Here is a 24,175-nt window from a genome sequence, read left to right as displayed (position 1 = left end):
CAGCTGGTTCGCTCATCTACAACCCCGGTGGACCCTCCGACCCAGGCTACGAATGGACAATCAACGCCGGGTAAACCGATACGTTCCACCCGGCTTGATGAAGGGTGTGACGCAGCACGCCAACTTCTCGCGGGCACCAACAGTTAGAGCGTGCAAGGACAGGGATAGCGGTGTAGCCCTGACTACAGCTTTGACTACAAAGCGGCGCGCACAGCTCGAAACAACATGAAACGAGCAGCTCACTTAATCTCCGCCTTGTGGCGATATTGCCTGGTTTCGCACACAAGCTGAAACAATCCGCGACACCCCTCCGCCGGGCTCATAACCCAGAGGTCGTAGGTTCAAATCCTGCCCCCGCAACAAAGAAGGCCCGGAATCGTCAAGATTCCGGGCCTTTTTCCTTGTCCGGCCCTCGTCGAGTTCGCTCGCTCGTCAGCGACGTCACACCGGGGCTCAGCGACTCGTTACGAGCGCTCGACCGCCCGCTTCGCTTCCGCCAGGCTGCTGAACAAGCCAACGGGTTCGCTTCGACCGTTCCGGGCTGTGTAGCCGTGAGTGGAGACCTTCTCGATGAGTCCGATGAAGTTGCCTGCCGTATTCCCGGCCCACAGGCCGGTCGCGACGGGTACCCACACGGTAGTCTCAGGCTTTTCGGTGCGCGAAGTCGCGTGGACAGCTTCGATCGTCATTCATCGCTCCAGGGGTTGGGATCTTTCACCAGCGCAGTCATCGGTGACCGGTGATTCAGTGAATGATCACTTACAGCAAACGGGATTTGCCAGTGGCCGACAAGGGCTTGACTTCCCAGCCAATCTCTCACGGGCCGTGTTGTTCCGGCGGTCGGGAGTCGGCGGGCGGTTTCTCGTCGGGGCTGCCGGTCCCGTGTGGCAGATTCGGCTCACCCCCGCGGCCAGCCGTGGGCTGGTGTGAACCGTCCTCGCCGAAGACAACGAGTCCGTGGGCGCTGTTCGCCGAGGCTGTGAGTTCCGCGATCCACTGACGGTTGATCGTCGGTGGACGGCTGCCCCAGAACTTGAAGTACAGCGGGATCGACGGATGCAGCCAGACCGAGCTCCGCCCGTTGCCGATGCTGACCGCATCCTTCCACGAAAGCAGGAAGCTCTCGCCGCAGCGCAGCTTCTGAACGATGACGATCTGGAGGTGCGCGAGCAGCCGATCGTCGAACTCGACGACGACGCCGTCGTAGGTCAGAGTGCCCATTGCCACTGCTTTCATCGGCCGATAAGCGACCGTGCGGGCGGATCGCTCAATCTACCCGTCGTGAGTGACGGGTAGTGCCGATCTTTGCCGGTTCACAGAAGAAGCGCAAGCAAAACGTGAGGGACAGTCGAACTCGGTCGACCGGCATACCGAAAATTAGACGGTGACGCCGCGTTCGCGCAGGAACGGTGCGGGGTTGGTGTGTTCCCCGTCGACCGAGACCTTGAGGTCCAGGTGGCAGCCGCTGACGACGCCGGTGGCACCGACTTCGGCGATGATTGTTCCACCTTCGACCATGTCTCCGACGGAGACACTGTATGAGCCACCGAGCAGGTGGCCGTAGATCGTCTGCAGGCCATTGCCGTGGTCGATGATGACCCGGTTGCCGAAGGCCCCGGCGTTCCCGGTGAAGCTGACGGTGCCCGCTGCGGCGGCTTTGATCGGGGTACCGCAGGCGCTGCCGAAGTCGATGCCCTCGTGGAAGGAGCTCGAGCATCCGGCTGCGTTGCAGATGAGGCCGCGGGGACCGTACTTCGACGTGATCTCACTGGGCAGTGGACGCCACCAGCCGCTCGTGGATGGCGCTAGGTAGCCGGCGAGTGCGGAAGCGCTGTCGTAGATGTACCCGGCGGCAGCGTACGTCTGCTCGAGCTCCTCGGGGGTGGTCGCCGTGTAGCCGTCGCGCTCGACCTGCGCGAGGGTGACGTTCTCGCTCACCGTCAGGGACTGGGTTGCGAGGGTGTCATCTCGGAGTGCGGCGTTAGCGTCGGTGATCGACGTTGCGGTGCCGTCCCCGGGGGAGAAGGCATAAGCGGGGAGTGCCACGGTACCGAGCAGCGCCGGAACGGCAAGCGCGATGATCCCGGGGGAGCGAAGCGAGCGCCACCGAGTGGTCCGCGGTGCTGTCGCGTGCATGCTGGCCCGGGGCGCGGGAACCGGTGCCGAATTCTCGGTCGACGCGAATCGGGGCCTGTGGAATGCGCTCGGCGGCGCGATGAAGGCCGCGGCGATCGAGGAGGAGTCAGCGGTGGAGGGCAGCTGTACGAAGGTTTCGGCGGGCACGGGCGCGTCGATGGCGGTGTCGTCGTTCGCGGACTCGGGAGAGGAAACGGCATCCGTTTCGGAGTTGCCTGCAGTCGGGTCTGCCCACACCGGTGTCGGGATCGCCTCTTCGACGATCGGCACGTCCTCTGGACTGGTCGGGCGTTCGGCCTTCACCGCGGCGCGGGCATCACGGCGGCGGCGCAGGGGTGTCGGCTCGACCGCAATGGGCGCTACAACCTCATCCTGAAGCGGCGCGGTGTGCTGCGCCGCTGCTTCGGCCGCGGCACGTTCACGCAGGCTCCGACGGCTGGGAAGGGCGTTCGCCTTGAGGGTCGTCTCCCGGATGCTTCGCTGTCGGTCGCGACGGGTCAACGAGCCGTTCTCAGACAGGGGGCCACCAGCATTCGCCAAGATAGGTTCTCCGACACCCCAAAGCGACATGCGAAATGACGCTGCCTCGTCTGCAGCAAGAATCGGGAGCGACCGCGTGAGTAGACGAGAAGGGGCACCCCACGCAGAGTCCTTCGGCTCGGTACGAGCCATTGGGACTACCTAGACACTACGGGAATTCCGGCGATTTTTCACCTCGAAAACCACCTCAGTTAACGAATTGGTAACGCCTCCAGGCGCAAAATGCCAGCGTTTGTGCGCGTTTCGTGAACATTAAGGCACCCGAAAAGGGGGCGGGACGCAACATACTGACAAAAGCTCGCGTTTGGCGACGGGTAGCCGTGTGCGGGATTCATGCAAACGCACAGGTATTTCCAAGGCCGGCAAGGGCGTTGTGTTGGTGTCAGGCCTTGCGGGCAGCAGCCTGGTTGGTCGCCTCTGCCTCGCTCAGCAGGTGCAGACCCCGAGGACCGAAGGAGGAGTCAGCGAGCACCTCGAGCCATTGCCGGTTCAGTTCAGGAGTCTTGCTCCCGACGAAACGGAACTGGATGGGAATCGAAGGAGACACCCACACCGAGACGCGGCCGGAGCCTTCTTCTGGAGTGTGTTCCCAGCTGACGAAGAAACCCTCCTGTCGCCTCAGCTTCGAGCCGATTACGATTTTGAGGTGCGCGAGGGCCCGGTCGTCAATTTCATATTCGGAGCCATCGCCATAGACCAGGTATCCCATGCATTCATTCTGCACGACTTCCGGCCACTGCCGTGCCATGCCGAGCCGACGATTTTTGGAGTCGGGTGCCTAAGCTGGTGCCATGACCGAACATGCGCCCGTCGGAGTGGCCGTCGCCCAGTTCGCACCGGAGGCTGATACCGAGGCGAATCTCTTCGCGATTCGGGTTCTCGCAGAGCTGGCCGTGGAGCGTGGAGCATCCGTCGTTGTGTTCCCTGAATACTCGAGTTACTTCAGCGACCCGATCGGACAGGACCTCGTCGCCCATGCCGAACCACTCGACGGTGCCTTTGTTCAGTACCTTGCCGGGGTGGCTCAGGAACTCGGCATCCACATCGCAGCAGGACTCGTCGAGCGCACCAGCGATCCGTCGAAGTTCGCCAACACGATCGTTGTGCTGTCACCCCAGGCAGAACTTGTGGCGCGATACCGCAAACAGCACCTGTACGATGCCTTCGGGCAGACGGAAAGCAACTGGGTGGTCCCTGGAGCACTCGACGAACCAGAGCTGTTCGATGTCGGCGGCCTGCGGTTCGGGATTCAAACCTGTTACGACATCCGGTTTCCTGAGGTGACCAGGCGCATCGTCGACGCCGGAGCCGACGTCGTTCTCGTGCCGGCCGAATGGGTGCGGGGGCCGCTCAAGGAGCACCACTGGCGAACCCTGGTGACGGCCCGCGCCATCGAGAACACCATCTACGTGGCGGCGGCGGACCACACTCCTCCTGTCGGCGTCGGAAACAGCATGCTGATCGATCCCTCCGGCACACAGCTCGCCGGAATCGGTACCGAGACGGACGTGGCGGTGGGCTTCGCGTCCGCATCGACGATCGCGGCGGTTCGCGCCGCCAACCCCGCATTGCGGCTTCGCCGCTACGCCGTCGTGCCGCGGAACGAGCCGACGGACTGACCCATCAGCGGCCGAGGACGGCCAGTCGGGTGGCAGCCTCCTGCAACACCGCCCGTTTCTTGCAGAAGGCGAAGCGCACGAGCGACCGGTAGTCCGGGCGTCGGTCGGCGTGCACGAACGCCGTGATCGGGATGCCGACGACTCCGGCGAGCGACGGAAGCCGGCGACAGAAGTCCGCGGCGTCCTCGATGCCGAGAGCCGAGGCATCCGCGACGATGAAATAGCCGGCCTGGGGGAGCGACAGGGGGAAACCGGCGGCGCGAAGTCCTTCCGCGAGGATGTCCCGTTTGGCCTGCATCTCAGCTGCGGCATTTCGGAAGAAGCGGTCAGGCAGACGGAGTCCTGTGGCCATCGCGGGCTGGAACGGCGCTCCGTTGACATAGGTGAGGAACTGTTTGACCGTGGTGACCGCCGTCACGAGTGCCGCGGGACCCGTGGCCCAGCCGACCTTCCAACCGGTTGTGCTGAACGTCTTCCCGCCCGAGGAGAGCGTGAGGGTCCGTTCCCATGCCCCAGGCAGCGATGCCACCGGGATGTGTGTCGAATCGAAGACAAGGTGCTCGTACACCTCGTCAGTGACAATGATGGCGTCGTTGCGGTGGGCGAGTTCGACGACGAGCTCGAGCGTGGCGCGGTCGAAGACAGCCCCCGTCGGGTTGTGCGGGTTGTTCACAAGGATGATCCGGGTGTTGTCGGTGACGGCACGACGCAACTCGTCATGGTCGGGCTGGAAATCCGGCCAGCGGAGTTGCACGGTTCTGTGCTCGGCGCCGGCCAGGGCGATCAGACCCCCGTACGCGTCGTAGAACGGTTCGAAGGTGAGCACCTCGTCGCCGCCGTCCACCAGCGCAAGGATGGCAGCCGCAAGCCCCTCTGTCGCGCCTGCCGTGACCAGGACTTCCGTGTCCGGATCGACGGCGAGGTCATAGAACCGTTTCTGGTGTTCCGCCACGGCGAGCCGCAGGTCCGGGATTCCCCGACCGGGCGGGTACTGGTTCGCTCCATCACTGATGGCTTCCCTCGCGGCCTCGAGAACCTCTACTGGGCCGTCCTCGTCGGGAAATCCCTGGCCCAGGTTGATTGCGCCTGTCCGAGTCGCAAGCGCACTCATCTCGGCGAAGATTGTGGCGGCGATCGAGCCATCCGCTGAGAGGAGTCCCGCCCCAGCCGCCGTCCGTTGCCAGCCTCCGTGCTCGCCCATTCGCGCGTCCTTTCGCCTCGGGCGTCGCCGCCGCAGTGTCAACCTGACTACCAAAGGTAGTCCGCCGCTTTCCGGTCTCGGGTGCAGGTCGTACGCTGAGAAGGATCGAAACCATGCGGCAGCAACGTCACGGCTGAGGCCAAGTTCGCTCACAGAGTGCGCATAGTGAACGCACAGCTCCACGGTGGAAGCTGGCTGTGCTTGGAAGGAGCATCACATGAACGAACACCCTCAGGACTCGAACGACGCTCGGGACCCACACGACGCCGCTGGAACGCACCCCGATCCTGATGCGGCGTCCAGCTCCTGGCACACTCCTGCCCCCAACGAGAACATTCCGCCTGCGCCGACGTACTTCCCCGAGTACGCGCCGCCGCAGCACGCCGACACCGCAGCGACGGATGCCTACCCGCAGGCACCAGGGGCGGCCTTCGGAGTCGGAGCGCACCCGACCGACCGGCCGACCGAGGCGTACCCCGCGTTCGCCGGGACACACCAGCAGTTCGCCGGTCATCACAACCCCGAGAACGCCCAGAACACTCACCCGTACGCCTCCTCCTTCGGCACACCCAGCCACAGCGCCGCAGGCGGCGCCGGTCCAGCCGGGAAGGGCAAGCGCCGCTCCACCGTCGGACTGCTGATCGCCGGTCTCGCCATCGGCGCACTTGTCGGCGGCGCCACGGGAGCCGGCACCGCCGCTCTGCTCATGGAGAATGACGGGACCACTCTGAGCACGGGTGCCACAGGACCCCAGAACATCACCATCAACGACACATCGGACGTGACCCGGGCGACGGCGATAGCGGCAACCGCTTCGCCCAGCGTCGTCACCCTCGCCGTTCAGAGTTCAGACAGTGGCGGAAGTGGCTCCGGCATAGTGCTCAGCAAAGACGGTTACGTCCTGACCAACAACCACGTCGTCACACTCGACGGCCAGCTCTCAGACGCGCAGATCCAGGTCACCGACAACAGCGGGAAACTATATTCAGCCACCGTGGTCGGCACAGACCCGATCTACGACCTCGCCGTGATCAAGCTCGACGGCGCCAGCGGAATGACGCCGATGGCGTTCGCCGACTCCGACAAGCTCAACGTCGGCGACGTGGCCGTTGCGATCGGAGCGCCCCTTGGCCTCGCCGGTACGGTCACGGACGGAATCGTCAGCGCGCTGAACCGGAGCATCACGGTCGCCTCGTCCGCGGTGCCCGATGACACCACAGAGGAAGAAGACGGATCCGAAGATCCCTTCTTCAACTTCCCCGGGCAGGACCAGGCTCAGGCCCAGTCGTCGATCTCCTTGTCCGTGATCCAGACGGATGCCGCCATCAACCCCGGCAACTCCGGCGGTGCCCTCGTGGACAGCGACGGAAAGCTCATCGGCGTCAACGTTGCCATCGCGAGTGCCGGGAGCTCGCAGGCCGGCGACCAGAGCGGCAACATCGGAGTGGGCTTCGCCATCACCGCGAACATCGCCAAGCGGGTCGCCGACGAGATCATCGAGACCGGTAAAGCAACCCATGGTCTTCTCGGCGCGAGCGTCGGCGACGCCGCCAAGTCGGCGGACAGCCCGGTCGTCGGTGCGCTGATCAGCAACGTCAGCTCCGGTGGGGCGGCCGCAGACGCTGGACTCGCCGCAGGCGACATCATCACCAGTTTCGACGGCAAACCGATCACGAACGCGACCGACCTCACCGCGCAGGTGCGTGGGCTCGCAGCCGGAGCGACCGCCGAGGTGATCTACGTCAGGGGCGACGAAACGAAGACCGTCGAGGTCACGCTGGGGGAGCTCGTGCTCTGACCGGTCAGCGGAACCGACCAAACCCCCGCGAGCTTCCGCTCGCGGGCGTTTCGGCGTCGAGACAGGAGCTCGTTGAGACCCACTGATAGGCTCAACCGATCAATTCATCGAGTGGAGACCATGGCCGAGAGCACATCGACTGGCGCCAGCGCCGAACTCGTCGGAGTCTCCTACGTCATGCCGGTTCTCAACGACGTGACCCACGTGCGGGCGGCCGTGGACAGCCTGCTCAACCAGGACTACGCGGGCCCGTTCGAAGTCGCCATCGCGGTCGGCCCCTCCATCGACGGCACCAACGAGCTCGTCGACGAACTCTCCCGGGCGGACCCTCGCATCCGCGTGCTTTCCAACCCGGTGGGCTCGACGCCTGCCGGGCTCAACATTGCGATTGCTGCCACCCGTCATCCCGTCGTCATCCGCGTGGACGCACACTCGGTGCTGCCGCGCGACTACGCACGCATCGCCGTTGAAACGATTGTGCGCACCGGTGCCGACAACGTCGGTGGAATCATGGACGCCCAGGGGAACACCCCGTTCGAGCGGGCGGTGGCCCGTGCCTATGGCAGCCGGGTGGGGCTCGGCGGTACCCCCCACCATGTCGGCGGGGCAGAAGGCCCGGCGGACACCGTCTACCTCGGCGTCTTCCGCCGCGAACCGCTTGAACGCGTCGGCATGTTCGACGAACGCATCAAACGGGGGCAGGACTGGGAACTCAACCGGCGCATTCGCGCTGCCGGCGGCATCGTGTGGTTCACCCCCGAACTGAAGGTGACCTACCGGCCGAGGCCCAGCCTGTCCGCATTGGCACGGCAATTCTTCTCAACGGGATTGTGGCGCGGCGAACTGACCCGGCGATTCCCGAGCGCGAACACCCTCCGGTACTTCGCGCCGCCGGTGATGGTTCTCGGCGTCGGGGTCGGAGTGCTCCTCGGGATCGTCGGCGTGCTGCAGGCGGCCACGGGGACAAACGCACCCCTTCTCCTGGGCTGGTTCGCTCCCGCGCTGTATCTGCTCCTCGTGGTGCTCGCGACCGTTGTCGTCGCCCGGCGGGACGGCATCCGTTCCCAGGTCTGGTTTCTCGTAGTCTTGCCGTGTATCCATTTCTGCTGGGGAGTCGGATTCGTGCTCGGCTTCCTGTCGCTGGCGAGCAACATCTCAGCGCTGAAAAACGAGAGAACCGGAGGCGCGAGTGTCGGACGCGTCGATTGAGCACCCGCTCAAACCCCGCTCGATCGCGGAACTGAGAGAGATCGCCCAACCGCCCGAAGTGCGGGGGCGCCGCAATGCTGAGCACTGGACGGCATCGCTGTACCTGCGAAACATCTCCCCCTACCTGACCTGGCTGTTGCTGCGCACCCGCATCTCCGCCAACGGCGTCACCGGCCTGATGATCCTCACCGGCTGGTCCATCGCGGGTGCGCTCCTCATCCCCGGTATCTGGGGTGCGCTGCTCGGGCTGCTTCTCGGCCAGATGCAGATGCTGGTCGATTGCTGCGATGGTGAAGTCGCCCGGTGGCGCCGCACCTCCTCGCCGGCTGGTGCTTTCCTCGATGCGGTTGGCCATTATTCGACCGAATCCCTCATTCCGCTTGCGCTCGCCATCCGTGCGGCCGGCTATCCGTTCGAGGCCCCAGCCGATTACCTGTACACGACCCTCGGCGCTCTCCTGGCGCTCGTCATCGTCCTGAACAAGGCTCTCAACGACATGGTGCGGGTAGCCCGCGCCAACTACGGCGCGCCGAAGCTCACCTATACCGAGGGGGAATCCGCCCCGAGCGGGGGGCTGCTCGCAGCGGCTCGGCGCGTGGCGAAGTTCCTGCCTTTCCACCGGATCTTCCACTCGGTCGAGCTGACCATGGTGATCGTCGTCGCATCTGTCATCGGACTGTTCGTCGGCGAGCTGTTTGCCATGCGCGCCGTGCTCGTTCTTCTCCTCGTCCTCGGCACAGTGACCCTGTTCGGGCATTTCGTGGCCATCATGTCGTCGAAACGCGTCCGTGCCTGAGTCGACTCCCCGTGTCGGGGTCGTGATCCTCACCCAGGGGACGCGCCCCGACGACCTGGCCCGCGGCATCCGGAGCGTGCTGGCTCAGACGGGTGTCGATCTGGACATCGTCGTCGTCGGAAACGGATGGCAGCCCGACGGGCTGCCTGATGGCGTGCGCGGTCTCGCGCTCGACGAAAACATCGGCATCCCCGCCGGCCGCAATCGCGGAGCCGAGCAGGTCTCCGGCGAGTACCTCTTCTTCCTCGACGACGACGCGTTTCTCCCGGATGCCGGATTTCTCGCGTCCTGCGTCGCTCTCGTCACCACAGACCCCGGCATCGGACTGGTGCAGCCCCGGCTGACCGACCCGACCGGGGAACCGGCGCCCCGGCGGTGGATACCGCGCATCCGCAAAGGTGACGCGCGGAACCCAGGAAACGTCTTCTCGTGCCTCGAGGCGGCCGTGTTCCTGCCACGGCGTGTCTTCGACGCGACAGGTGGCTGGGCATCACCGTTCTTCTACGCACACGAGGGCATCGAGCTGGCGTGGCGTGTCTGGGATCAGGGCAAGCGCGCCTGGTACGCCGGCGATCTCGAGGCCCACCATCCTGTGGTCGTGCAGACACGACACCCGGAGTATTACCGTCTCAACGCTCGGAACCGGGTGTGGCTGGCGCGCCGCAACCTTCCCCTGCCGCTGATTCCGCTGTACGTCGGTGCCTGGACCGGCGTCCATGTCCTGCGGTGGTGGCGGCAGAGGGCCGCCCTCCGTGCCTGGTTCGGCGGCTGGCGCGAAGGTTGGCGCACAGACCCGGGGGAGCGGCGCCCCATTCGGTGGTCGACGGTATGGCGGATGACCCGCGCTGGCCGACCGCCGGTGATCTAGGTGGTTACGCTTGTACCCATGGGTATATTGAGGGACGCGCGAAAAGCAGTACGAATCGGGCGAGACCTCCTGGCGAACCGCCGCGCACGCGCCGCACTCTCGCAACGGCTCTCCCAGCTTCCTCCGCTGGAGTCCAACAAGTACAAGATCGCCGTCTACTTCGCCGACAGCGAAGTCAACATGTACCAGATCCGGCAGTGGTACAAGCCGCTGCAAGAGCTCGGCCGTACCTGGCCCGTTGTGGTGCTCAGCCGCGGCGCGACGGCCGCCATCCGGCTGTTCGAGGAGTCGCCGCTGCCGGTGGCGTACGTGCGCACGGTGGTGGCGCTCGAACGCACCCTGGACGAGCAGGACATCCGCATCGTCTTCTACGTCAACCAGAACACGAAGAACTTCCAGATGTTCCGGTACGGCCAGCGCTGGCATGTTTTCATCAACCACGGTGAGAGCGACAAGATGTACATGACGACGAACCAGTTCAAGGCTTACGACTACAGTTTCGTCGCCGGGGACGCTGCCGTCGCCCGCCTCCGAAAGGTCCTCTGGGACTACGACTTCGACAAAAGGGCGATCCGGATCGGCCGTCCCCAAGCCGACCACTACTCAGGAGAGCTGCCGTACACACCTGACGACCGCACCGTCGTGCTCTACGCGCCGACCTGGGAAGGTGATCGCAGCGCCGCAGCATACGGTTCGATCGCCACACATGGTGTCGCCCTCGTCCGTGCGCTTTGCGCCACCGGCACCCACCGGGTGATCTATCGGCCCCACCCCCGCAGCGGCGTCGCCGATCACGCCTACGCTTCCGCGAACCGCGAAATCATCGGGATGCTCGCCGCCGCGAACTCCGCGGACCCCGCCGCGCACCATGTGCACGACACCGGCCCCGAGTTGGGCTGGCAGTTGTCGGCGGCGGATGTCGCCGTTGTCGACATCTCCGCGATGGTCTATGACCGCCTCGCGAGTGGGAAACCGCTCCTGGTCACCCGACCCGCCGAGCCCGAAGCCCTCGTGGACACGAACGGGTACCTGTCCGCATGTGAGTGGCTCGATGCGTCGGAGGCGTCCTCGATCGTCGCCTTGACCGACCGGGTGCTGCACGACCTTGAAACCGTCGGACGGCTGGACTCCTGGGTGCGGCGCTACTTCGGAGACCCGACCCCCGGCGCGGCGACCCAGCGATTTCACGACGCCGTCGAGCAACTGATGGGGGAGTGGGAACGGTACGCTGCCATCCACGCTGGCGATGAATCGACGCAGCTGGCCTCAACTGCGACGTCTGCGACGGTTTCGGTTCCGTCGGCGCCGGCAGAAGACGACCCGACCCAAGCGCACGAAACCGGCGAGGACGACGACGAACTTCGCTAGTTTTTCGGCGAATCCTCGTCGCGCCGCCGCGGCCTCCTGGGGAGCGGCAGCCGCTCGCGGAGCTGACGGATCGTCGGGCGCGCCGCGCGATCGCGTGGTTCGAGCTCGAGCGGAAGCCAGAGCGGAGCCGGACCGAAAGCGTTCCGCGCCGCGGTGACGACCTGGCGGCCGGCGAAGTTGTTGCCGGCGCCGCCGATGGCCGCTCCGATACCGAACGGCATCGCCTTGCCCACAAGTGACGAACCCTGATTGAGGACGAATCGCTTCAAAAACCGCCGCTTGATGGCGTCGGCGATGGGCCCCATCATCGCCTGGGGCACCTTCCGGGTGACCGCCTCACCCCAGAACGCCGTGCGGGGCGGGCCGCCGCCGAATGCCTGCCCGGTGAACTGGTGGACGAGGTCCCGCCCGGACTTGCCCAGCATGAGGGTCATCACAAGGGCGCGTGCACGCACCGGGTCGTCGACGGTGATGCCATGCACTTCTGCGACCGACTGGGCGAACAAAGCGGTCGTCTCGAGGAACCCGACGGTTTCGGCTCCTGCGAGGGTCAGGGTCAGCGCCGTGCCGAAGCCGGGAACCATGGCGGTCGCACCGACAGCGGCACCCCCCGTGGTGATGGCGGTGAGGTACCGGCGCTCAAGAATGCGGACTAGCTGCTCGGGCGTCGCGTTCGGGTGCGAGCGCCGCAATGCGCGGATGTGTGCAACGACGACCGGCCGCTGGACCGAGAGGGCGCGGTCGATGCTGCGCAACCATAGCGGCGACAGCTCCGGCGCGGATTCCGGCGTCGTGGCATCCACAATTCTCACGTTCTCGCCTGAAGTGGTCATGGAATTCCCCCTGCGCCGTGAGTCGGTTCTCGGCTCCCAGTCTACGTTTCGGCGCTGAGAAGTCGCAGGGCGGGTCGGAGGCTTCCCTTGCGTGCTCAGCGGTGGTATTCGGCGTTGTATCGGTCGAGGACGTCGGCGATGGGGCCGTCGAGCTGGAGCTTTCCCTTGTCGAGGTACAGACCGCGGGTGCAGAAACGTCGCAGGTCCTTCTCGTTGTGCGAGACGAAGAAAAGGGTGCGTCCTCCGGCCAGCAGCTCCTCGATGCGGCGGTAGCACTTCTCCTTGAATCCGCGGTCGCCGACAGCGAGGACCTCGTCCACGAGGATGATCGGTTCTTCGAGCATGGAGATCACGCTGAACGCGATCCGCACCTTCATTCCGCTCGAAAGGTGTTTGTACGGTGTATCGATGAAATCGCCGATCTCGGCGAAATCGATGATTTCGTCGAAGCGGTCCTCGATCTCGGGGCGAGTCATTCCGTGCAGGCCGGCGGTGAGGTACACGTTGTCACGCACGGTGAGGTCGTTGACGAACCCGCCCGTGATCTCGATGAGCGGCGCGACGCCGCCGTTGACCTCGACCTGCCCCTCGTCGGTGAGAACGACGCCGGCGACAAGTTTGAGCAGAGTCGACTTGCCCTGGCCGTTGCGGCCGACCACACCGATCGCTTCGCCGGCCTGTACGTCGAATGACACGTTGCGGAACGCCCAGAACTCGCCTGGACGCGAACGACGGTCGCGGTTGGAGAACAAGTCCTTGAAGTTACGGCGCCCGCCGCGGTTGCGTCGGAAACGGATGCCGACGTTGTCGACACGAATGACTGGTTCGCCCATCACAGTTCCTTCAGCACGTTGCGCTCGGACCGTTTGAACACCCACAGGCCGATCGCGAGAAAGAGCAGGGACATGACAGCGGACACCGCGATGGCGAACCATTCGAGCTGTTGAGGGAAGAACGCTGCCCGGTACAGCGAGAAGACTCCGGCGAGCGGGTTGAACGCGGCAAGGGTCTGAAGCTCGGCAGGAAGATCGCTCAGCCCGTAGACGATGGGGGAGGCATAGAACAGGAAGCGGAGGATCAGCTTAACGGCCCGCTCCAGGTCGCGGAAGAAGACGACGAGTGGGGCGACGATCAGGCTGATCCCAACGGTCAGGACCGTCTGGAGAACGATCGCGAGGGGGAACAGTAGCGCCTCCCAGTGGATGGGTGCACCGGCGACGATCGCGAAAAGAGCGAGGACGGGGAGGGCAGCGAGAAACTCGATGCCCTTGGAGAGAACGAGTCGGTTGACCCAGATCGTGCGTGGGATCGACGTGGAGCGCACCAGCTTCGCCTCGCGGAGGAAGGCACGCGTGCTGTCGGAGACCGCCCCGTTGAACCACATCCACGGCAGAAGACCGATGAGCAGGAAGACGATGTACGGCTGTTCTCCGACGCGGCCGCCTCGATCGAAAACCACGGCGAAGACGAACCAGTAGATTCCAGCCATGACCAGTGGATCGAGGATCGACCACACGTAGCCGAGCACACTCGTGGAATACCGCACACGCAGATCGCGCTTGGTCAGCAGCCAGAGGGCGTGGCGGTAACGAGTGAGGTATGAGCGCTGCGGCGGTCGTACGTCGGCGGGTGAACTCACAGCCACCAACCTAGCGGCAAACAAAGACCGGCACGGTCCACGCAGGCGCGCCGGTCGATGTTTTCAGTGTTCTCAGACGAAAAGGTTCGCCCGCTCGAGGTCCTCGGCGAAGTCGACCTCGACGGCGTAGAGGTCTGAGATGTCGACCGGCTCGACGAGGAGGCCGTCCTGCTCGATAGCGAGCTCGATTCCCCGTTCGAAGTAGTCCTGGTCGCCGACCCGGGCCAGCTGGCGGAGAAGGTTCGCTTTGTCGTCGCGAGAGATGTAGTTGATGCCGACCGCCTCGCCAAGACCACCCTTGACGGTCTTCGACAGCTCCTTGATGTAACCCTCGGCACTCGTCGTGTACTTGACCTCTTCGTCAGAGACCTTGGAGGTGTTGACGGTGACGAACGACTGGTCGCGGGCCATCATGACGGCGGCGCGGTCGAGGACGGCGGGGTCGAAGACGACGTCACCATTCATCCACAGGACGCCACCGGGCTGCGACGCGCTCAGGGCCCGCATGAGGCTCTTCGACGTGTTCGTCTGGTCGTACTGCTCGTTGTAGACGAAGGATGCTTCAGGGAACGCTTCGATGATGTGCTCAAGCTTGTAACCGACGACGATGGTCACCTTGACGTTCTTGCCGAACGCGTGGTGGATGTTGTCGAACTGCTGCTGCATGATGGTGCGGCCGTCAGCGAGCTCGGTGAGCGGCTTCGGAAGTGAGCGGCCGAGTCGGCTGCCCATACCGGCTGCGAGTATTACTACCTGGGTCGTCACGGAATTCTCCTCAAGATGGTTAAGGCTATCCGGTTCGCCGTATTCGGCGATGTTTGTGTGGAATTTACCTGTAAGTCGATGAAATGACACCCCGTTATGCCATCGTCCACGTTAGCCTGCCACCCCCATTGGGGACATGAGCAGGGGCGGTTATGTTGCGGGATCGTAATACGGCACTGAGCGTTTTGACAGGTTCGGGGCCGGAAGTCCCGCCCCGCCTCGAATAGGTCGGAGTCAGTTGGTAAGTTGTAGCAGTGACTCCCGAGCCCGTTTCTTCCCAGGACGAGCCCGACCCGAGAATGCAGGATGCATTCCCCGTCGGGCAGTCGATGGATGCCTCCGCACCGTCGACCGACTCAGCTCGGGAGGGCGCATCGAAGACGGCCTCGCCAAACGCGAAGACCGGGACATCTCCCGCGTCCTCCGGACGGAAACCGGCCGTCCGTAAGTCAGGCGTCAGGCCGGCCGCAGACACGACGCCAGCAGAGCCATCCCCTGCCAAACCGGCCGCCAGGAAGTCGTCAGCCGCGAAGTCCGGTACAGCGAAGTCTGCGCCGGCGAAGGCGACGACACCGAAGCCTGCGGCGGCGACGTCCACACCGGCCAAGCCGCGCACACCGGCCAAGCCGCGCACACCGGCGAAGCCGCGCAGACCGGAAGTAGATTCTGCCGCAGCCGACACAGCGACTCCCGAGACCCCGACGCTCGAGACGCCCGGATCGCGCCACACCGATGCTCCCGCCGTCTCCCCGGCTCCGCTGGCGCCGCACGCCGCTGACCAGAAGACCGTTGGTGCCTCATCGGCTCAGAAAGCAGCGGACGCACCGACCGTCGCGGAGGCCGCGGTTGCCGAACTGCTTGCCGTCTTCGCTGATGCCACCCCTCATGCCCGGAACGATGATGGGCAGCCAGCCGGCGCCATCGATGCCGAATCGGCCGACGACGCCACCCTGATGGTTCCGGCCGTCTCGACGGCGCGCTCGTCCGACCGGCCGGCACCCCGGAAGGCACCTGTCAAGCGCAGCCCGGCGAAAAAGCCCGCGCTCACGCTCGCCTCCAACGTGTCCGGAGATTACGCGATCACAGCGCCTTCTGGAACACCGAAGTCGTCCGCCGGTGAAAGCGGCGCTTCCCGGGTGGCCGCCGCGAACACCCTGGATGAGACAACGACAGTGACCGCAGACGCCAGCCCGCCGCCGCTGCCGTCACTGAGCCCGGGAGACGCCGCGCTTCAATTCGAAACGATGCCGGAGGCACCTGAGCAGCGCTCGGTTCTCGACGGTCAGGAGCCGATGCGCTTTGTCTGGTCGAGGCGCTGGCCGTTCCTCACCCTCGTAGCGGCGTCTCAGGCGCCGGCTCCTTCCGCGCCCAGCCACGCGCCGGACCCGGGGACCGATCCGTTGGAAGAACGAGCAGTTCTCCTGCCAAGTCCGTCAGCATTCGGTTCCTCCGAGCACGGCACAGCTTCGGACGGGCGCGATGGTGAACCTGACGTGGTCTCTCCTGCCGAGTCGGCCGTCATTGCCGAGGAGCCGGCTGCTCCGGCACAGGTCGATCCGCCCGCGGACCCGGTCGCCCAGGCGTCATTCTCCGAATCCGCCGCAGGTGGTCTCCAACCGACGGAAAGCACCGAAGCTACCGTGCCTCAGGCGATCGAATCGGATGCCGCCGAGGTTCCTGCCGAGCAGGAAGCAGGGCCGGTCTTGCGCGAAGCTCAGGCTCAGAACATCCCGGTGCCCGTCGAGCCCGTGGAGCTTGTCGAGCCCGTGGAGCCCGTCGAGACTGCCGAGCCTGTCGACGAGCCGGCCGCAGCTGAGAGTGCCGTCGTGGGGGCCGATGCGCCCGTCGACCTCGACGTCGATGCCACATCCGTAACCGAGCTGCTCGACGAGAGCGAAGCGAGGGGCGCCGTTGATGTCGCGCCGAGTGAGAACCAGAAGGTCGACCCGGCGACATCGCCTGTCGTGCTTCGGATCACCGGCCTCTCTCGCCGTTTCGGCGACACCGTCGCAGTCGATGGCATCGACCTCGATGTGCATGAAGGGTCGTTCTACGGGATCGTCGGACCCAACGGGGCCGGAAAGACGACAACGCTGTCGATGGTGACGGGGCTGCTCCGCCCAGACACCGGCAACATCACCGTGCACGGCGTCGACGTTTGGAAAGAACCGGATGTGGCGAAGCGGTCGATCGGTGTGCTGCCCGACCGCCTGCGCCTGTTCGACCGGCTCACAGGCGCCCAGCTTCTCTACTACTCCGGAGTGCTTCGTGGTCTCGACGGCGCGACCGTTCGCGCCAGGACCAAGGACCTTGCGAGGGCGTTCGGTCTCGAGGACGCCCTCAACCGCCTCGTCACCGACTACTCGGCTGGAATGACGAAAAAGGTCGCTCTCGCCGCCGCCATGATCCATTCGCCCCGGCTCCTGGTGCTGGATGAGCCGTTCGAGTCTGTGGACCCGGTCTCCGCCGCCAACGTCATCGAGATCCTGCAGAAGTACGTGGCTCACGGGGGCACCGTCGTGCTGTCGAGTCACGGGATGGACCTCATCCAGAGGGTCTGCGATCACGTCGCGATCATCGTCCACGGCAAGGTGCTTGCCGCCGGTGCGGTCGATGACGTACGGGGGAGCGGGACGCTCGAGGAACGGTTCGTCGAACTTGCCGGCGGTCGCAAGGCCGCAGAAGGAATGGAATGGTTGCACAGCTTCTCGGACTAAGGCTGCAGTTGCTGGCCAACGGATTCCGGCGAAGTGTGTGGCAGCTTGTCGGAATCGTCCTCGCAACGGCCGTCGGCGTCGGACTGATCGTGCTCATCGGCAGCGGCCTCATTGCCCTGCGGTCTGCTCCGGACGAACTCGCACGCAACCTGCTCGTCCTCGCCGGTTCCTTCGTCGTGCTCGGTTACGTGCTGCTTCCCCTGGTGTTCGGAGTGGACGACGACATGGACCCACGTCGGTTCGCCCTCGTCGGTTTCTCCTCACGCCGGCTTTCCACCGGTCTTCTTCTTGCCGCCCTTGTCAGCGTGCCTTCCCTCGTGATCCTCATCCTGAGCGCACTGACCGTGGTGACGTGGTCGCGTGGTCTGTTCCCCGCGATTCTGGCCGTTCTGTCGGCTGTGCTCGCCGTAGCGACCTGCGTGCTCGCCGCACGACTGACGATGGCTTTGGCATCCCTGCTTCTCGCGACGCGGCGATCCCGGGAACTGACCGGCGTCTTCGGCACCCTCGTCCTCGTGCTCCTCGCTCCCGCCGCCATCCTGCTCTCGAGCGTTGACTGGACCCGAGACGGCCTGGTCGCGCTCGGCGACGCGGCTGACGTGGTGAGCTGGACCCCGTTCGGTGCCGTCTGGTCGGTGCCCGGCGACGCTGCGATGGGTGACGTCGGGGGCGCGCTCCTCAAGCTGGCCGTCGCCGCCGCGACGGTCGCTCTGCTCTGGCTCGCCTGGGATCGACTCGTCGCACATATGCTCGTCACGCCTGAGCGAGAGCCGGTCGTCAAGACGTACGGCGGCATGGGGTGGTTCGACGTGATGCCGGCCCGACCGGCCGCCGTCGTCGCGGCTCGAAGCATCAGTTACTGGGGCCGAGACCCGCGATACCTCGTATCGATCGTGATCATCCCCGTCGTGCCGCTCATGATGATCCTGCCCTTTCTCGTCATTGGGGTGCCGATGGAGACGCTCGCGCTGCTTCCGCTGCCGGTGATGGCGCTCTTCCTCGGCTGGTCGCTGCACAACGACCTGGCCTTCGACTCGACGGCGATCTGGCTCCACGTGGTCTCAGGAGTGAGGGGCTACTCCGACCGGATCGGGCGGATGTTCCCGGTGCTGCTCATCGGCATCCCGTTGATCATCATCGGGTCGATGGTCAGCATCCTGTTCTATGGTGACTGGGCGGCGCTGCCCTCGATGTTCGGAGTGTCCAGCGCGCTCTTCCTCGGCGGCGTCGGACTTTCCAGCTACATCTCCGCTCGACTGCCCTACCCAGCCGCGCTCCCCGGTGACAGCCCATTCCAGCAGCCCCAGTCCTCGGGCACCCTCGGCGGCGTCTCCCAGTCGATCGGTCTCGCCGGTTCGCTCCTCATCGCCGCGCCGGCGCTGTACTTCGCCTGGCTCGGCCTCGTCATCGACCCGTCCTGGCACCTCACCTCGCTGGTCGCCGGGCTCGGCGCGGGCGCCCTCGCGATCCTGGTCGGCGTCTGGAGCGGCGGCAGGGTCTTCGACCATCGTGGTCCAGAGATCATGGAGTTCGCCCTGAGCCACTGAGCCGTTCCGCTCCTGTCCGGCGTGGGTAGAATCAACGCATGAGAAACGTGCACGTGAGCATTGCAGATCCGGGTTCGACACCGGATGCCGGGGGAACCTCCGTTCTGGACCGTGAGTTGGAAGAACTCCTCAATAACGAGGGAGTTGAGCCCGGCGACCACGAACGCTTCTCGCATTACGTGAAGAAAGACAAGATCATGGAATCGGCGCTCAGCGGCAAGCCGGTTCGCGCGCTCTGCGGCAAGAAGTGGACCCCGGGTCGCGACCCCGAGAAGTTCCCCGTCTGCCCGAGCTGCAAAGCCATCTACGAGAAGATGAAGGCCGAGTAGAGCCGCTCAGCCCGAGAATGTCGTCGGCAGCGTCGGGTCCCCACGACCGAGGCGTGACGCATCCGCCGGCAACTCCGACAGGATTTTCGCACGGTGCTCCCGCGCGCGACGCGTACCGGCAGGACCGGTGAACTGCTCGTCGATGGTGCCGGCGTCGACCAGCTGAACGAACAGCGGGCGCTCGAGGTCAGAGCCTGAGTTGCTGTCCTCGGGCCCGTCGCCGACGTAGATCAGTTCCTCGACAGCGATCCCGGCGGAGTTCAGCCGGCGCACCGGGAACTTCCTGCCGCCGACACTGATCTTCTCCGGGGACTTCTTGGCGACGGGGATCCAACCGCCGTCGCTGTCGCGCCGAGCGACGAGCTTGTAGACCATGCCCGCGGCGGGGGAGCCTGAACCGGTGACGACGGATGTTCCGACCCCGTACGAATCCACCGGAACTGCCGAGAGCGCGGCGATCGCGTGCTCGTCGAGGTCGTTCGTCACCGTGATCTTCGTGCCGGTCGCGCCGAGCGAGTCCAGGAGCTCCCGGACCTCCACGACGAGGGTAGGCAGGTCTCCTGAGTCCAGGCGGACGGCGCCCAGTTCGGTGCCTGCCGCGGCGACGGCGGCGCGCACTCCCTCTGCCACGTCAAAGGTGTCGACGAGCAGGGTCGTGTCCGGGCCGACCGCTGCGACCTGCGCCCGGAACGCCTCCTCCTCGGAGTCGTGCAGGAGGGTGAACGCATGCGCTGCGGTGCCCATCGTCGGGATGCCCCAGGTGCGGCCGGCCTCCAGGTTGCTGGTCGCGTCGAAGCCGGCGATGTAGGCGGCTCGGGCCGCAGCGACGGCACTTTGCTCGTGGGCTCGGCGCGAGCCCATCTCGGCGATGGGGCGTCCGCGGGCGGCGGTCACCATACGCGTGGCGGCGTTGGCGATGGCGCTGTCGTAATTGAGGACGCTGAGCACGAGCGTTTCCAGGAGTACGCCCTCGGCGAAGCTGGACTCGACGACCAGAAGGGGCGAGTTCGGGAAGTACGCTTCGCCCTCCCGGTACCCCCAGATGCTGCCGGAGAAACGGTAGTCGGCAAGCCAGTCCAGGGTCCCGGTGGTGACCACGTCGTTTTCGCGCAGCCAGCTCAACTCCGCGTCATCGAAGCGGAAGTCCCGGATGAGGTCGAGCAGTCGCCCGGTGCCGGCCACGATCCCGTAGCGACGGGCACCGGGCAGCCGCCGGGCGAACACCTCGAACATGCACTCCGTGTCCGCCGTGCCGTGTTGAAGAGCCGCGTCGACCATCGTGAGCTCGTAGCGGTCGGTGTGCAGCGCGGTCGAGGCCCGCGGGAACGTCGTTGGGTTCACCACGCCAGCTTATCGACGGCGACGGCGGGAGCGGACAGGTAGGCTGGGGGCGTGAATGACGCGCCTATCGGGATCTTCGACTCGGGTGTCGGCGGGCTCACGGTGGCACGCGCGATCCAGGACCAGCTTCCCAACGAGGAGATCCTGTACATCGGCGACACCGCCCATTCCCCGTACGGGCCGAAGCCGATTGCCGACGTCCGCCGGTTCGCGCTCGAGGTGCTCGACGATCTCGTCGCACAAGGCGTGAAGATGATCGTCATCGCGTGCAACACGGCATCCGCTGCCATGCTTCGTGACGCTCGGGAACGCTACTCGGTGCCGGTCATCGAAGTGATTCAGCCCGCCGTACGCACCGCGGTCAGCAGCACGAGGAACTCCCGCGTCGGGGTCATCGGCACGGAGGGGACAATCAACTCCCGGGCCTATGAAGACGCATTCGCTGCTGCACCCGACCTGGAACTGTTCACCCAGGCCTGCCCGCGATTCGTCGAGTTCGTCGAGAGCGGCATCACGACCGGCCCAGAGGTGCTCGCCACGGCGAAGCGTTACCTGCAGCCACTGCGAGACGCCGGTGTCGACACCGTGGTGCTCGGCTGCACGCACTACCCGTTCCTCAAAGGCGCCATCTCGTACGTCATGGGTCCGAACGTGACCCTGGTCTCAAGCGACACCGAAACCGCAAATGACGTCTATCGCGAGCTCGTCTCTCAGGGACTCGAGCGCACCAGCTCTGAGTTGCCCGCACATCACTACGAAGCGACCGGGGCGAGCGAAGACGACTTCCTCAAGCTCGCTCACCGCCTGATCGGCCGTGAGATCTCACACGTCGACCTCGTGCAGACCGGCGTGATCGACCTCGCCGCGATCCGCGCGCACGCAGAATTCCGCACGCTCTAGCACTTCGATCACCAGCCGTACGGCGCCAGCAGGGAGAAACACATGTCCGAGATCACCCGTAAAGACGGCCGCACGTCGAGCGAACTGCGCGAAGTGACGATCGAGCGAGGCTGGAGCGCGCAGGCTGAGGGATCCGCACTCATCTCCTTCGGTAAGACGAAGGTGCTCTGCACTGCGTCCTTCACCAACGGCGTGCCGCGCTGGCTCGCCGGCAAGGGAAAAGGCTGGGTCACCGCCGAATACTCGATGCTGCCGCGGTCAACGAACAGCCGGATGGACCGGGAGTCGGTGAAAGGCAGGATCGGTGGTCGCACCCATGAGATCTCACGCCTCATCGGCCGCAGCCTGCGCGCCGTCATTGACACGAAGGCGCTCGGAGAGAACACCATCGTCATCGACTGTGACGTCCTCCAGGCCGACGGCGGAACCCGGACCGCCGCGATCACCGGGGCGTACGTCGCTCTGGCGGATGCCGTCGAGTGGGCGCGCGAGAAGAAGTTCATCGGGCAGAAGGCGGCACCGTTGATCGACAGCGTCGCCGCCGTCTCCGTCGGAATCATCGACGGCGCTCCCATGCTCGACCTTGCTTACGTGGAGGACGTTCGTGCCGAGACCGACATGAACGTCGTCGTCACCGGCCGTGGTCTTTTCGTGGAGGTGCAGGGCACTGCGGAAGGCGCACCGTTCGACCGTCGGGAACTCGACTCCCTCCTCGACCTCGCCCTCGGCGGGGCAGCCGACCTGACCGCCCTGCAGGTGGCGGCACTCGGGCGAGACGCGACATGACGATCGAGGTTGTGCTCGCCACCCACAACCGGCACAAGGTCGGCGAGTTCCAGCGGATCCTCGGCGCTGCCATGCCGGACGTCACGGTGGTGGCCTATGACGGGCCGGAGCCGGTCGAGGACGGCGTCACCTTCGCCGAAAACGCCCTCATCAAAGCCAGAACCGCCGCCGCCCACACCGGCCGGATCGCCCTCGCCGACGACAGCGGCATCGCCGTGGACGTGCTCGGGGGAGCGCCAGGCATTTTCTCCGCCCGCTGGGCAGGGCCCGGCCGCGGTGACCGCGACAACCTCGAGCTTCTGCTTGCCCAGCTCTCGGACATCGCACCCGAGCACCGGACAGCGAGTTTCCGGTGCACCATCGCCCTGGTCGTCCCGGAGGGTCTGCCTCACGGCGGCGTGGAGCACGTCTCGGAGGGCGTCTGGAGAGGCCGGCTCGCCACCGAGGCGACGGGCGAGAACGGGTTCGGCTACGACCCGATCTTCGTGCCGGAGGGGTACGACGTCTCCTCGGCCGAGCTCGCCCCGGAGACCAAGAACGAAATCAGCCACCGTGCTCGAGCCTTCGCCGACCTGATCCCAGCCCTCCGCACCCTCCTTTAACCGCGAGTTGCTGGGGTTGAGGCGGTCCCGGGCCGAACCACCTCAATGTCAGCACCTCGCGAGGAATAAGCCGATTCGGTCCGACGCTGCACCGAGCATGACGCGCATCGGGTTTCTGTCCTTCGGTCACTGGCAACCCGTCCCAGGGTCACTCGTGCGAACGGCACGGGATGCGCTCGTGCAGTCCATCGACCTCGCTGTCGCCGCTGAGGAACTCGGCGTCGACGGGGCGTACTTCCGCGTGCACCACTTCGCGCGCCAGCTCGCCTCGCCGTTCCCGTTGCTCGCCGCGATCGCCGCACGGACGAGCCGGATCGAGATCGGCACCGGCGTCATCGACATGCGCTACGAGAACCCGCTCTACATGGCGGAAGAGGCTGCAGCGACCGACCTGATCAGCGGCGGGAGACTCCAGCTCGGCGTCAGCAGAGGGTCACCCGAGACTGCTCTGCGCGGTTCCGAGTCCTTCGGCTACGTTCCGGATGCCGGCCACACGGATGCCGACCTCGCGCGCGCCCACACCGAACTCTTCCTTGCCGCCGTCGATGGTGCTGGCGTCGCCACCTCCAATCCGCAGATGACCGGCGTCGAGCAGCCCCTCGCAATCGAGCCGCGGTCGCCGGGGCTCGCCGAGCGGATCTGGTGGGGAGCGGGCTCCCGCGCCACCGCCGTCTGGACGGCGGAGCAGGGTATGAACCTCATGAGCTCCACGCTGCTCACCGAAGACACCGGCGTGCCGTTCGACCAGCTTCAGGCGGAGCAGATCCGGATGTTCCGCCAGGCCTGGCGGCAAGCCGGCCACGCCCGCGAGCCCCGCGTGTCGGTCAGCCGAAGCATCATCCCGCTCATCGACGACGAGACCCGGCACTATTTCGGGCTCCGTGCCCAAGTCGAAGCCAAGGACCAGGTCGGGCACCTCGACGGTGGACTCGCCCGATTCGGCCGAAGCTACGTCGGTGAACCGGATGCGATCGCTGCCGAACTCGCCCAGGACGAAGCCGTGGCAGCGGCCGACACGGTCCTCGTGACGGTGCCCAACCAGCTCGGAGTCGACTTCAACGCGAGGATCCTCGAGTCGATCGTGCGGGACATCAAGCCCGCGCTCGGCTAGCTCCGGGGCGGCCGGCGGGAATGAGAACGGCGATCATTCCCATCTGGCGCTTCAACTGGCTCCGGAGCGC

23 protein-coding genes are annotated in these 24,175 nt (G+C 65.6%); 13 read left to right on the top strand and 10 right to left on the bottom strand.

All coding sequences use genetic code 11. The features are described 5' to 3' along the window. Nucleotides 1-464: 464 nt before the first annotated feature. From ACLQ62_RS10930 to ACLQ62_RS10915, 4 genes are all read right to left on the bottom strand, one after another. Nucleotides 465-689, bottom strand: coding sequence for a hypothetical protein (locus ACLQ62_RS10930; protein WP_411721664.1), 225 nt, complete (start codon nt 687-689; stop codon nt 465-467). A gap of 127 nt (nt 690-816) precedes the next feature. After that, on the bottom strand, nt 817-1,221 hold the full coding sequence (locus tag ACLQ62_RS10925; RefSeq protein ID WP_411721663.1) for an ATP-dependent DNA ligase: 405 nt from the start codon (nt 1,219-1,221) through the stop codon (nt 817-819). A gap of 156 nt (nt 1,222-1,377) precedes the next feature. Continuing rightward, a complete protein-coding gene (locus ACLQ62_RS10920; protein ID WP_411721662.1) occupies nt 1,378-2,637 on the bottom strand; it encodes a peptidoglycan DD-metalloendopeptidase family protein in 1,260 nt (419 codons plus the stop codon). Nucleotides 2,638-3,058: 421 nt separating this feature from the next. Continuing rightward, complete coding sequence (locus tag ACLQ62_RS10915) at nt 3,059-3,385, bottom strand: hypothetical protein (protein ID WP_411721661.1); 327 nt, start codon at nt 3,383-3,385, stop codon at nt 3,059-3,061. Nucleotides 3,386-3,467: 82 nt separating this feature from the next. Between ACLQ62_RS10915 and ACLQ62_RS10910 the strand changes: the two genes are divergently transcribed. Then, a complete protein-coding gene (locus ACLQ62_RS10910; protein WP_411721660.1) occupies nt 3,468-4,295 on the top strand; it encodes a carbon-nitrogen hydrolase family protein in 828 nt (275 codons plus the stop codon). Between the two features lie 4 nt (nt 4,296-4,299). Here the strand turns inward: ACLQ62_RS10910 and ACLQ62_RS10905 are convergent, their stop codons facing one another. Next, nucleotides 4,300-5,496: an aminotransferase class I/II-fold pyridoxal phosphate-dependent enzyme gene (locus ACLQ62_RS10905; protein ID WP_411721659.1), complete on the bottom strand. Its 1,197-nt coding sequence runs from the start codon at nt 5,494-5,496 to the stop codon at nt 4,300-4,302. Between the two features lie 217 nt (nt 5,497-5,713). Between ACLQ62_RS10905 and ACLQ62_RS10900 the strand changes: the two genes are divergently transcribed. From ACLQ62_RS10900 to ACLQ62_RS10880, 5 genes are all read left to right on the top strand, one after another. Continuing rightward, nucleotides 5,714-7,294 carry a trypsin-like peptidase domain-containing protein gene (locus ACLQ62_RS10900; RefSeq protein WP_411721658.1) on the top strand — a complete coding sequence of 527 codons (1,581 nt, stop codon included), beginning with the start codon at nt 5,714-5,716 and terminating at the stop codon, nt 7,292-7,294. A gap of 120 nt (nt 7,295-7,414) precedes the next feature. Further along, nucleotides 7,415-8,503, top strand: coding sequence for a glycosyltransferase family 2 protein (locus tag ACLQ62_RS10895; RefSeq protein WP_411721657.1), 1,089 nt, complete (start codon nt 7,415-7,417; stop codon nt 8,501-8,503). After that, nucleotides 8,484-9,299, top strand: a complete 816-nt coding sequence (locus ACLQ62_RS10890; protein ID WP_411721656.1) for a CDP-alcohol phosphatidyltransferase family protein — start codon at nt 8,484-8,486, stop codon at nt 9,297-9,299. Before ACLQ62_RS10895 ends, ACLQ62_RS10890 begins: the two co-directional genes overlap by 20 nt. Next, entirely contained in the window at nt 9,292-10,167 is an 876-nt protein-coding gene (locus tag ACLQ62_RS10885; protein WP_411721655.1) for a glycosyltransferase family 2 protein, read from the top strand. Before ACLQ62_RS10890 ends, ACLQ62_RS10885 begins: the two co-directional genes overlap by 8 nt. 18 nt (nt 10,168-10,185) lie before the next feature. Then, the gene (locus tag ACLQ62_RS10880; protein WP_411721654.1) at nt 10,186-11,535 is read left to right on the top strand and encodes a CDP-glycerol glycerophosphotransferase family protein; all 1,350 of its coding nucleotides are present in this window, start codon (nt 10,186-10,188) and stop codon (nt 11,533-11,535) included. Here ACLQ62_RS10880 and ACLQ62_RS10875 read toward each other — a convergent pair. From ACLQ62_RS10875 to ACLQ62_RS10860, 4 genes are all read right to left on the bottom strand, one after another. Further along, the gene (locus ACLQ62_RS10875; RefSeq protein WP_411721653.1) at nt 11,532-12,368 is read right to left on the bottom strand and encodes a hypothetical protein; all 837 of its coding nucleotides are present in this window, start codon (nt 12,366-12,368) and stop codon (nt 11,532-11,534) included. The genes ACLQ62_RS10880 and ACLQ62_RS10875 overlap by 4 nt on opposite strands. A 95-nt stretch (nt 12,369-12,463) precedes the next feature. Next, nucleotides 12,464-13,201: an ABC transporter ATP-binding protein gene (locus tag ACLQ62_RS10870; RefSeq protein ID WP_411721652.1), complete on the bottom strand. Its 738-nt coding sequence runs from the start codon at nt 13,199-13,201 to the stop codon at nt 12,464-12,466. After that, complete coding sequence (locus tag ACLQ62_RS10865) at nt 13,201-14,016, bottom strand: ABC transporter permease (protein WP_411721651.1); 816 nt, start codon at nt 14,014-14,016, stop codon at nt 13,201-13,203. Before ACLQ62_RS10865 ends, ACLQ62_RS10870 begins: the two co-directional genes overlap by 1 nt. Nucleotides 14,017-14,079: 63 nt before the next feature. Next, nucleotides 14,080-14,772, bottom strand: a complete 693-nt coding sequence (locus tag ACLQ62_RS10860) for an NTP transferase domain-containing protein (RefSeq protein ID WP_411721650.1) — start codon at nt 14,770-14,772, stop codon at nt 14,080-14,082. Between the two features lie 254 nt (nt 14,773-15,026). Here ACLQ62_RS10860 and ACLQ62_RS10855 point away from each other — a divergent pair, with 254 nt between their 5' ends. From ACLQ62_RS10855 to ACLQ62_RS10845, 3 genes are read left to right on the top strand one after another with little or no spacing between them, the layout of a single operon-like run. Then, complete coding sequence (locus ACLQ62_RS10855; RefSeq protein WP_411721649.1) at nt 15,027-17,489, top strand: ATP-binding cassette domain-containing protein; 2,463 nt, start codon at nt 15,027-15,029, stop codon at nt 17,487-17,489. Further along, on the top strand, nt 17,465-19,036 hold the full coding sequence (locus ACLQ62_RS10850; RefSeq protein ID WP_411721648.1) for a hypothetical protein: 1,572 nt from the start codon (nt 17,465-17,467) through the stop codon (nt 19,034-19,036). The genes ACLQ62_RS10855 and ACLQ62_RS10850 overlap by 25 nt, the downstream gene beginning before the upstream one ends. 38 nt (nt 19,037-19,074) lie before the next feature. Next, on the top strand, nt 19,075-19,365 hold the full coding sequence (locus tag ACLQ62_RS10845; RefSeq protein WP_411721647.1) for a DUF3039 domain-containing protein: 291 nt from the start codon (nt 19,075-19,077) through the stop codon (nt 19,363-19,365). A gap of 6 nt (nt 19,366-19,371) precedes the next feature. Here ACLQ62_RS10845 and ACLQ62_RS10840 read toward each other — a convergent pair whose 3' ends face one another. Next, on the bottom strand, nt 19,372-20,643 hold the full coding sequence (locus ACLQ62_RS10840) for a nicotinate phosphoribosyltransferase (protein WP_411721665.1): 1,272 nt from the start codon (nt 20,641-20,643) through the stop codon (nt 19,372-19,374). Nucleotides 20,644-20,757: 114 nt separating this feature from the next. Between ACLQ62_RS10840 and murI the strand changes: the two genes are divergently transcribed. The 4 genes from murI to ACLQ62_RS10820 all read left to right on the top strand — a co-directional run bounded on the left by murI (nt 20,758) and on the right by ACLQ62_RS10820 (nt 24,105). Beyond that, complete coding sequence (murI, locus tag ACLQ62_RS10835) at nt 20,758-21,606, top strand: glutamate racemase (RefSeq protein WP_411721646.1); 849 nt, start codon at nt 20,758-20,760, stop codon at nt 21,604-21,606. 42 nt (nt 21,607-21,648) lie between these two features. Then, the gene (rph, locus tag ACLQ62_RS10830) at nt 21,649-22,392 is read left to right on the top strand and encodes a ribonuclease PH (RefSeq protein ID WP_411721645.1); all 744 of its coding nucleotides are present in this window, start codon (nt 21,649-21,651) and stop codon (nt 22,390-22,392) included. Continuing rightward, nucleotides 22,389-22,994 (top strand): RdgB/HAM1 family non-canonical purine NTP pyrophosphatase, encoded by a 606-nt coding sequence (gene rdgB / locus ACLQ62_RS10825; RefSeq protein WP_411721644.1) that lies wholly within the window; start codon nt 22,389-22,391, stop codon nt 22,992-22,994. The genes rph and rdgB overlap by 4 nt, the downstream gene beginning before the upstream one ends. A 97-nt stretch (nt 22,995-23,091) precedes the next feature. Then, on the top strand, nt 23,092-24,105 hold the full coding sequence (locus tag ACLQ62_RS10820) for an LLM class flavin-dependent oxidoreductase (protein WP_411721643.1): 1,014 nt from the start codon (nt 23,092-23,094) through the stop codon (nt 24,103-24,105). Nucleotides 24,106-24,175: the final 70 nt, after the last annotated feature.

This window comes from Mycetocola sp. (assembly GCF_046716805.1).
GTDB lineage: Bacteria > Actinomycetota > Actinomycetes > Actinomycetales > Microbacteriaceae > Mycetocola_A.
This window is presented reverse-complemented; position numbering and strand designations above follow the sequence as displayed.

What these genes read in the sequence shown, in the direction of transcription:
- ACLQ62_RS10930 (WP_411721664.1), bottom strand. Translation starts at nt 689, where the DNA reads ATGACGATCGAAGCTGTCCACGCGACTTCGCGCACCGAAAAGCCTGAG.
- ACLQ62_RS10925 (WP_411721663.1), bottom strand. Translation starts at nt 1,221, where the DNA reads ATGGGCACTCTGACCTACGACGGCGTCGTCGTCGAGTTCGACGATCGG.
- ACLQ62_RS10915 (WP_411721661.1), bottom strand. Translation starts at nt 3,385, where the DNA reads ATGGGATACCTGGTCTATGGCGATGGCTCCGAATATGAAATTGACGAC.
- ACLQ62_RS10910 (WP_411721660.1), top strand. Translation starts at nt 3,468, where the DNA reads ATGACCGAACATGCGCCCGTCGGAGTGGCCGTCGCCCAGTTCGCACCG.
- ACLQ62_RS10905 (WP_411721659.1), bottom strand. Translation starts at nt 5,496, where the DNA reads ATGGGCGAGCACGGAGGCTGGCAACGGACGGCGGCTGGGGCGGGACTC.
- ACLQ62_RS10900 (WP_411721658.1), top strand. Translation starts at nt 5,714, where the DNA reads ATGAACGAACACCCTCAGGACTCGAACGACGCTCGGGACCCACACGAC.
- ACLQ62_RS10895 (WP_411721657.1), top strand. Translation starts at nt 7,415, where the DNA reads ATGGCCGAGAGCACATCGACTGGCGCCAGCGCCGAACTCGTCGGAGTC.
- ACLQ62_RS10880 (WP_411721654.1), top strand. Translation starts at nt 10,186, where the DNA reads ATGGGTATATTGAGGGACGCGCGAAAAGCAGTACGAATCGGGCGAGAC.
- ACLQ62_RS10875 (WP_411721653.1), bottom strand. Translation starts at nt 12,368, where the DNA reads ATGACCACTTCAGGCGAGAACGTGAGAATTGTGGATGCCACGACGCCG.
- ACLQ62_RS10870 (WP_411721652.1), bottom strand. Translation starts at nt 13,201, where the DNA reads ATGGGCGAACCAGTCATTCGTGTCGACAACGTCGGCATCCGTTTCCGA.
- ACLQ62_RS10850 (WP_411721648.1), top strand. Translation starts at nt 17,465, where the DNA reads ATGGTTGCACAGCTTCTCGGACTAAGGCTGCAGTTGCTGGCCAACGGA.
- ACLQ62_RS10845 (WP_411721647.1), top strand. Translation starts at nt 19,075, where the DNA reads ATGAGAAACGTGCACGTGAGCATTGCAGATCCGGGTTCGACACCGGAT.
- ACLQ62_RS10840 (WP_411721665.1), bottom strand. Translation starts at nt 20,643, where the DNA reads ATGGTCGACGCGGCTCTTCAACACGGCACGGCGGACACGGAGTGCATG.
- rph (WP_411721645.1), top strand. Translation starts at nt 21,649, where the DNA reads ATGTCCGAGATCACCCGTAAAGACGGCCGCACGTCGAGCGAACTGCGC.
- rdgB (WP_411721644.1), top strand. Translation starts at nt 22,389, where the DNA reads ATGACGATCGAGGTTGTGCTCGCCACCCACAACCGGCACAAGGTCGGC.
- ACLQ62_RS10820 (WP_411721643.1), top strand. Translation starts at nt 23,092, where the DNA reads ATGACGCGCATCGGGTTTCTGTCCTTCGGTCACTGGCAACCCGTCCCA.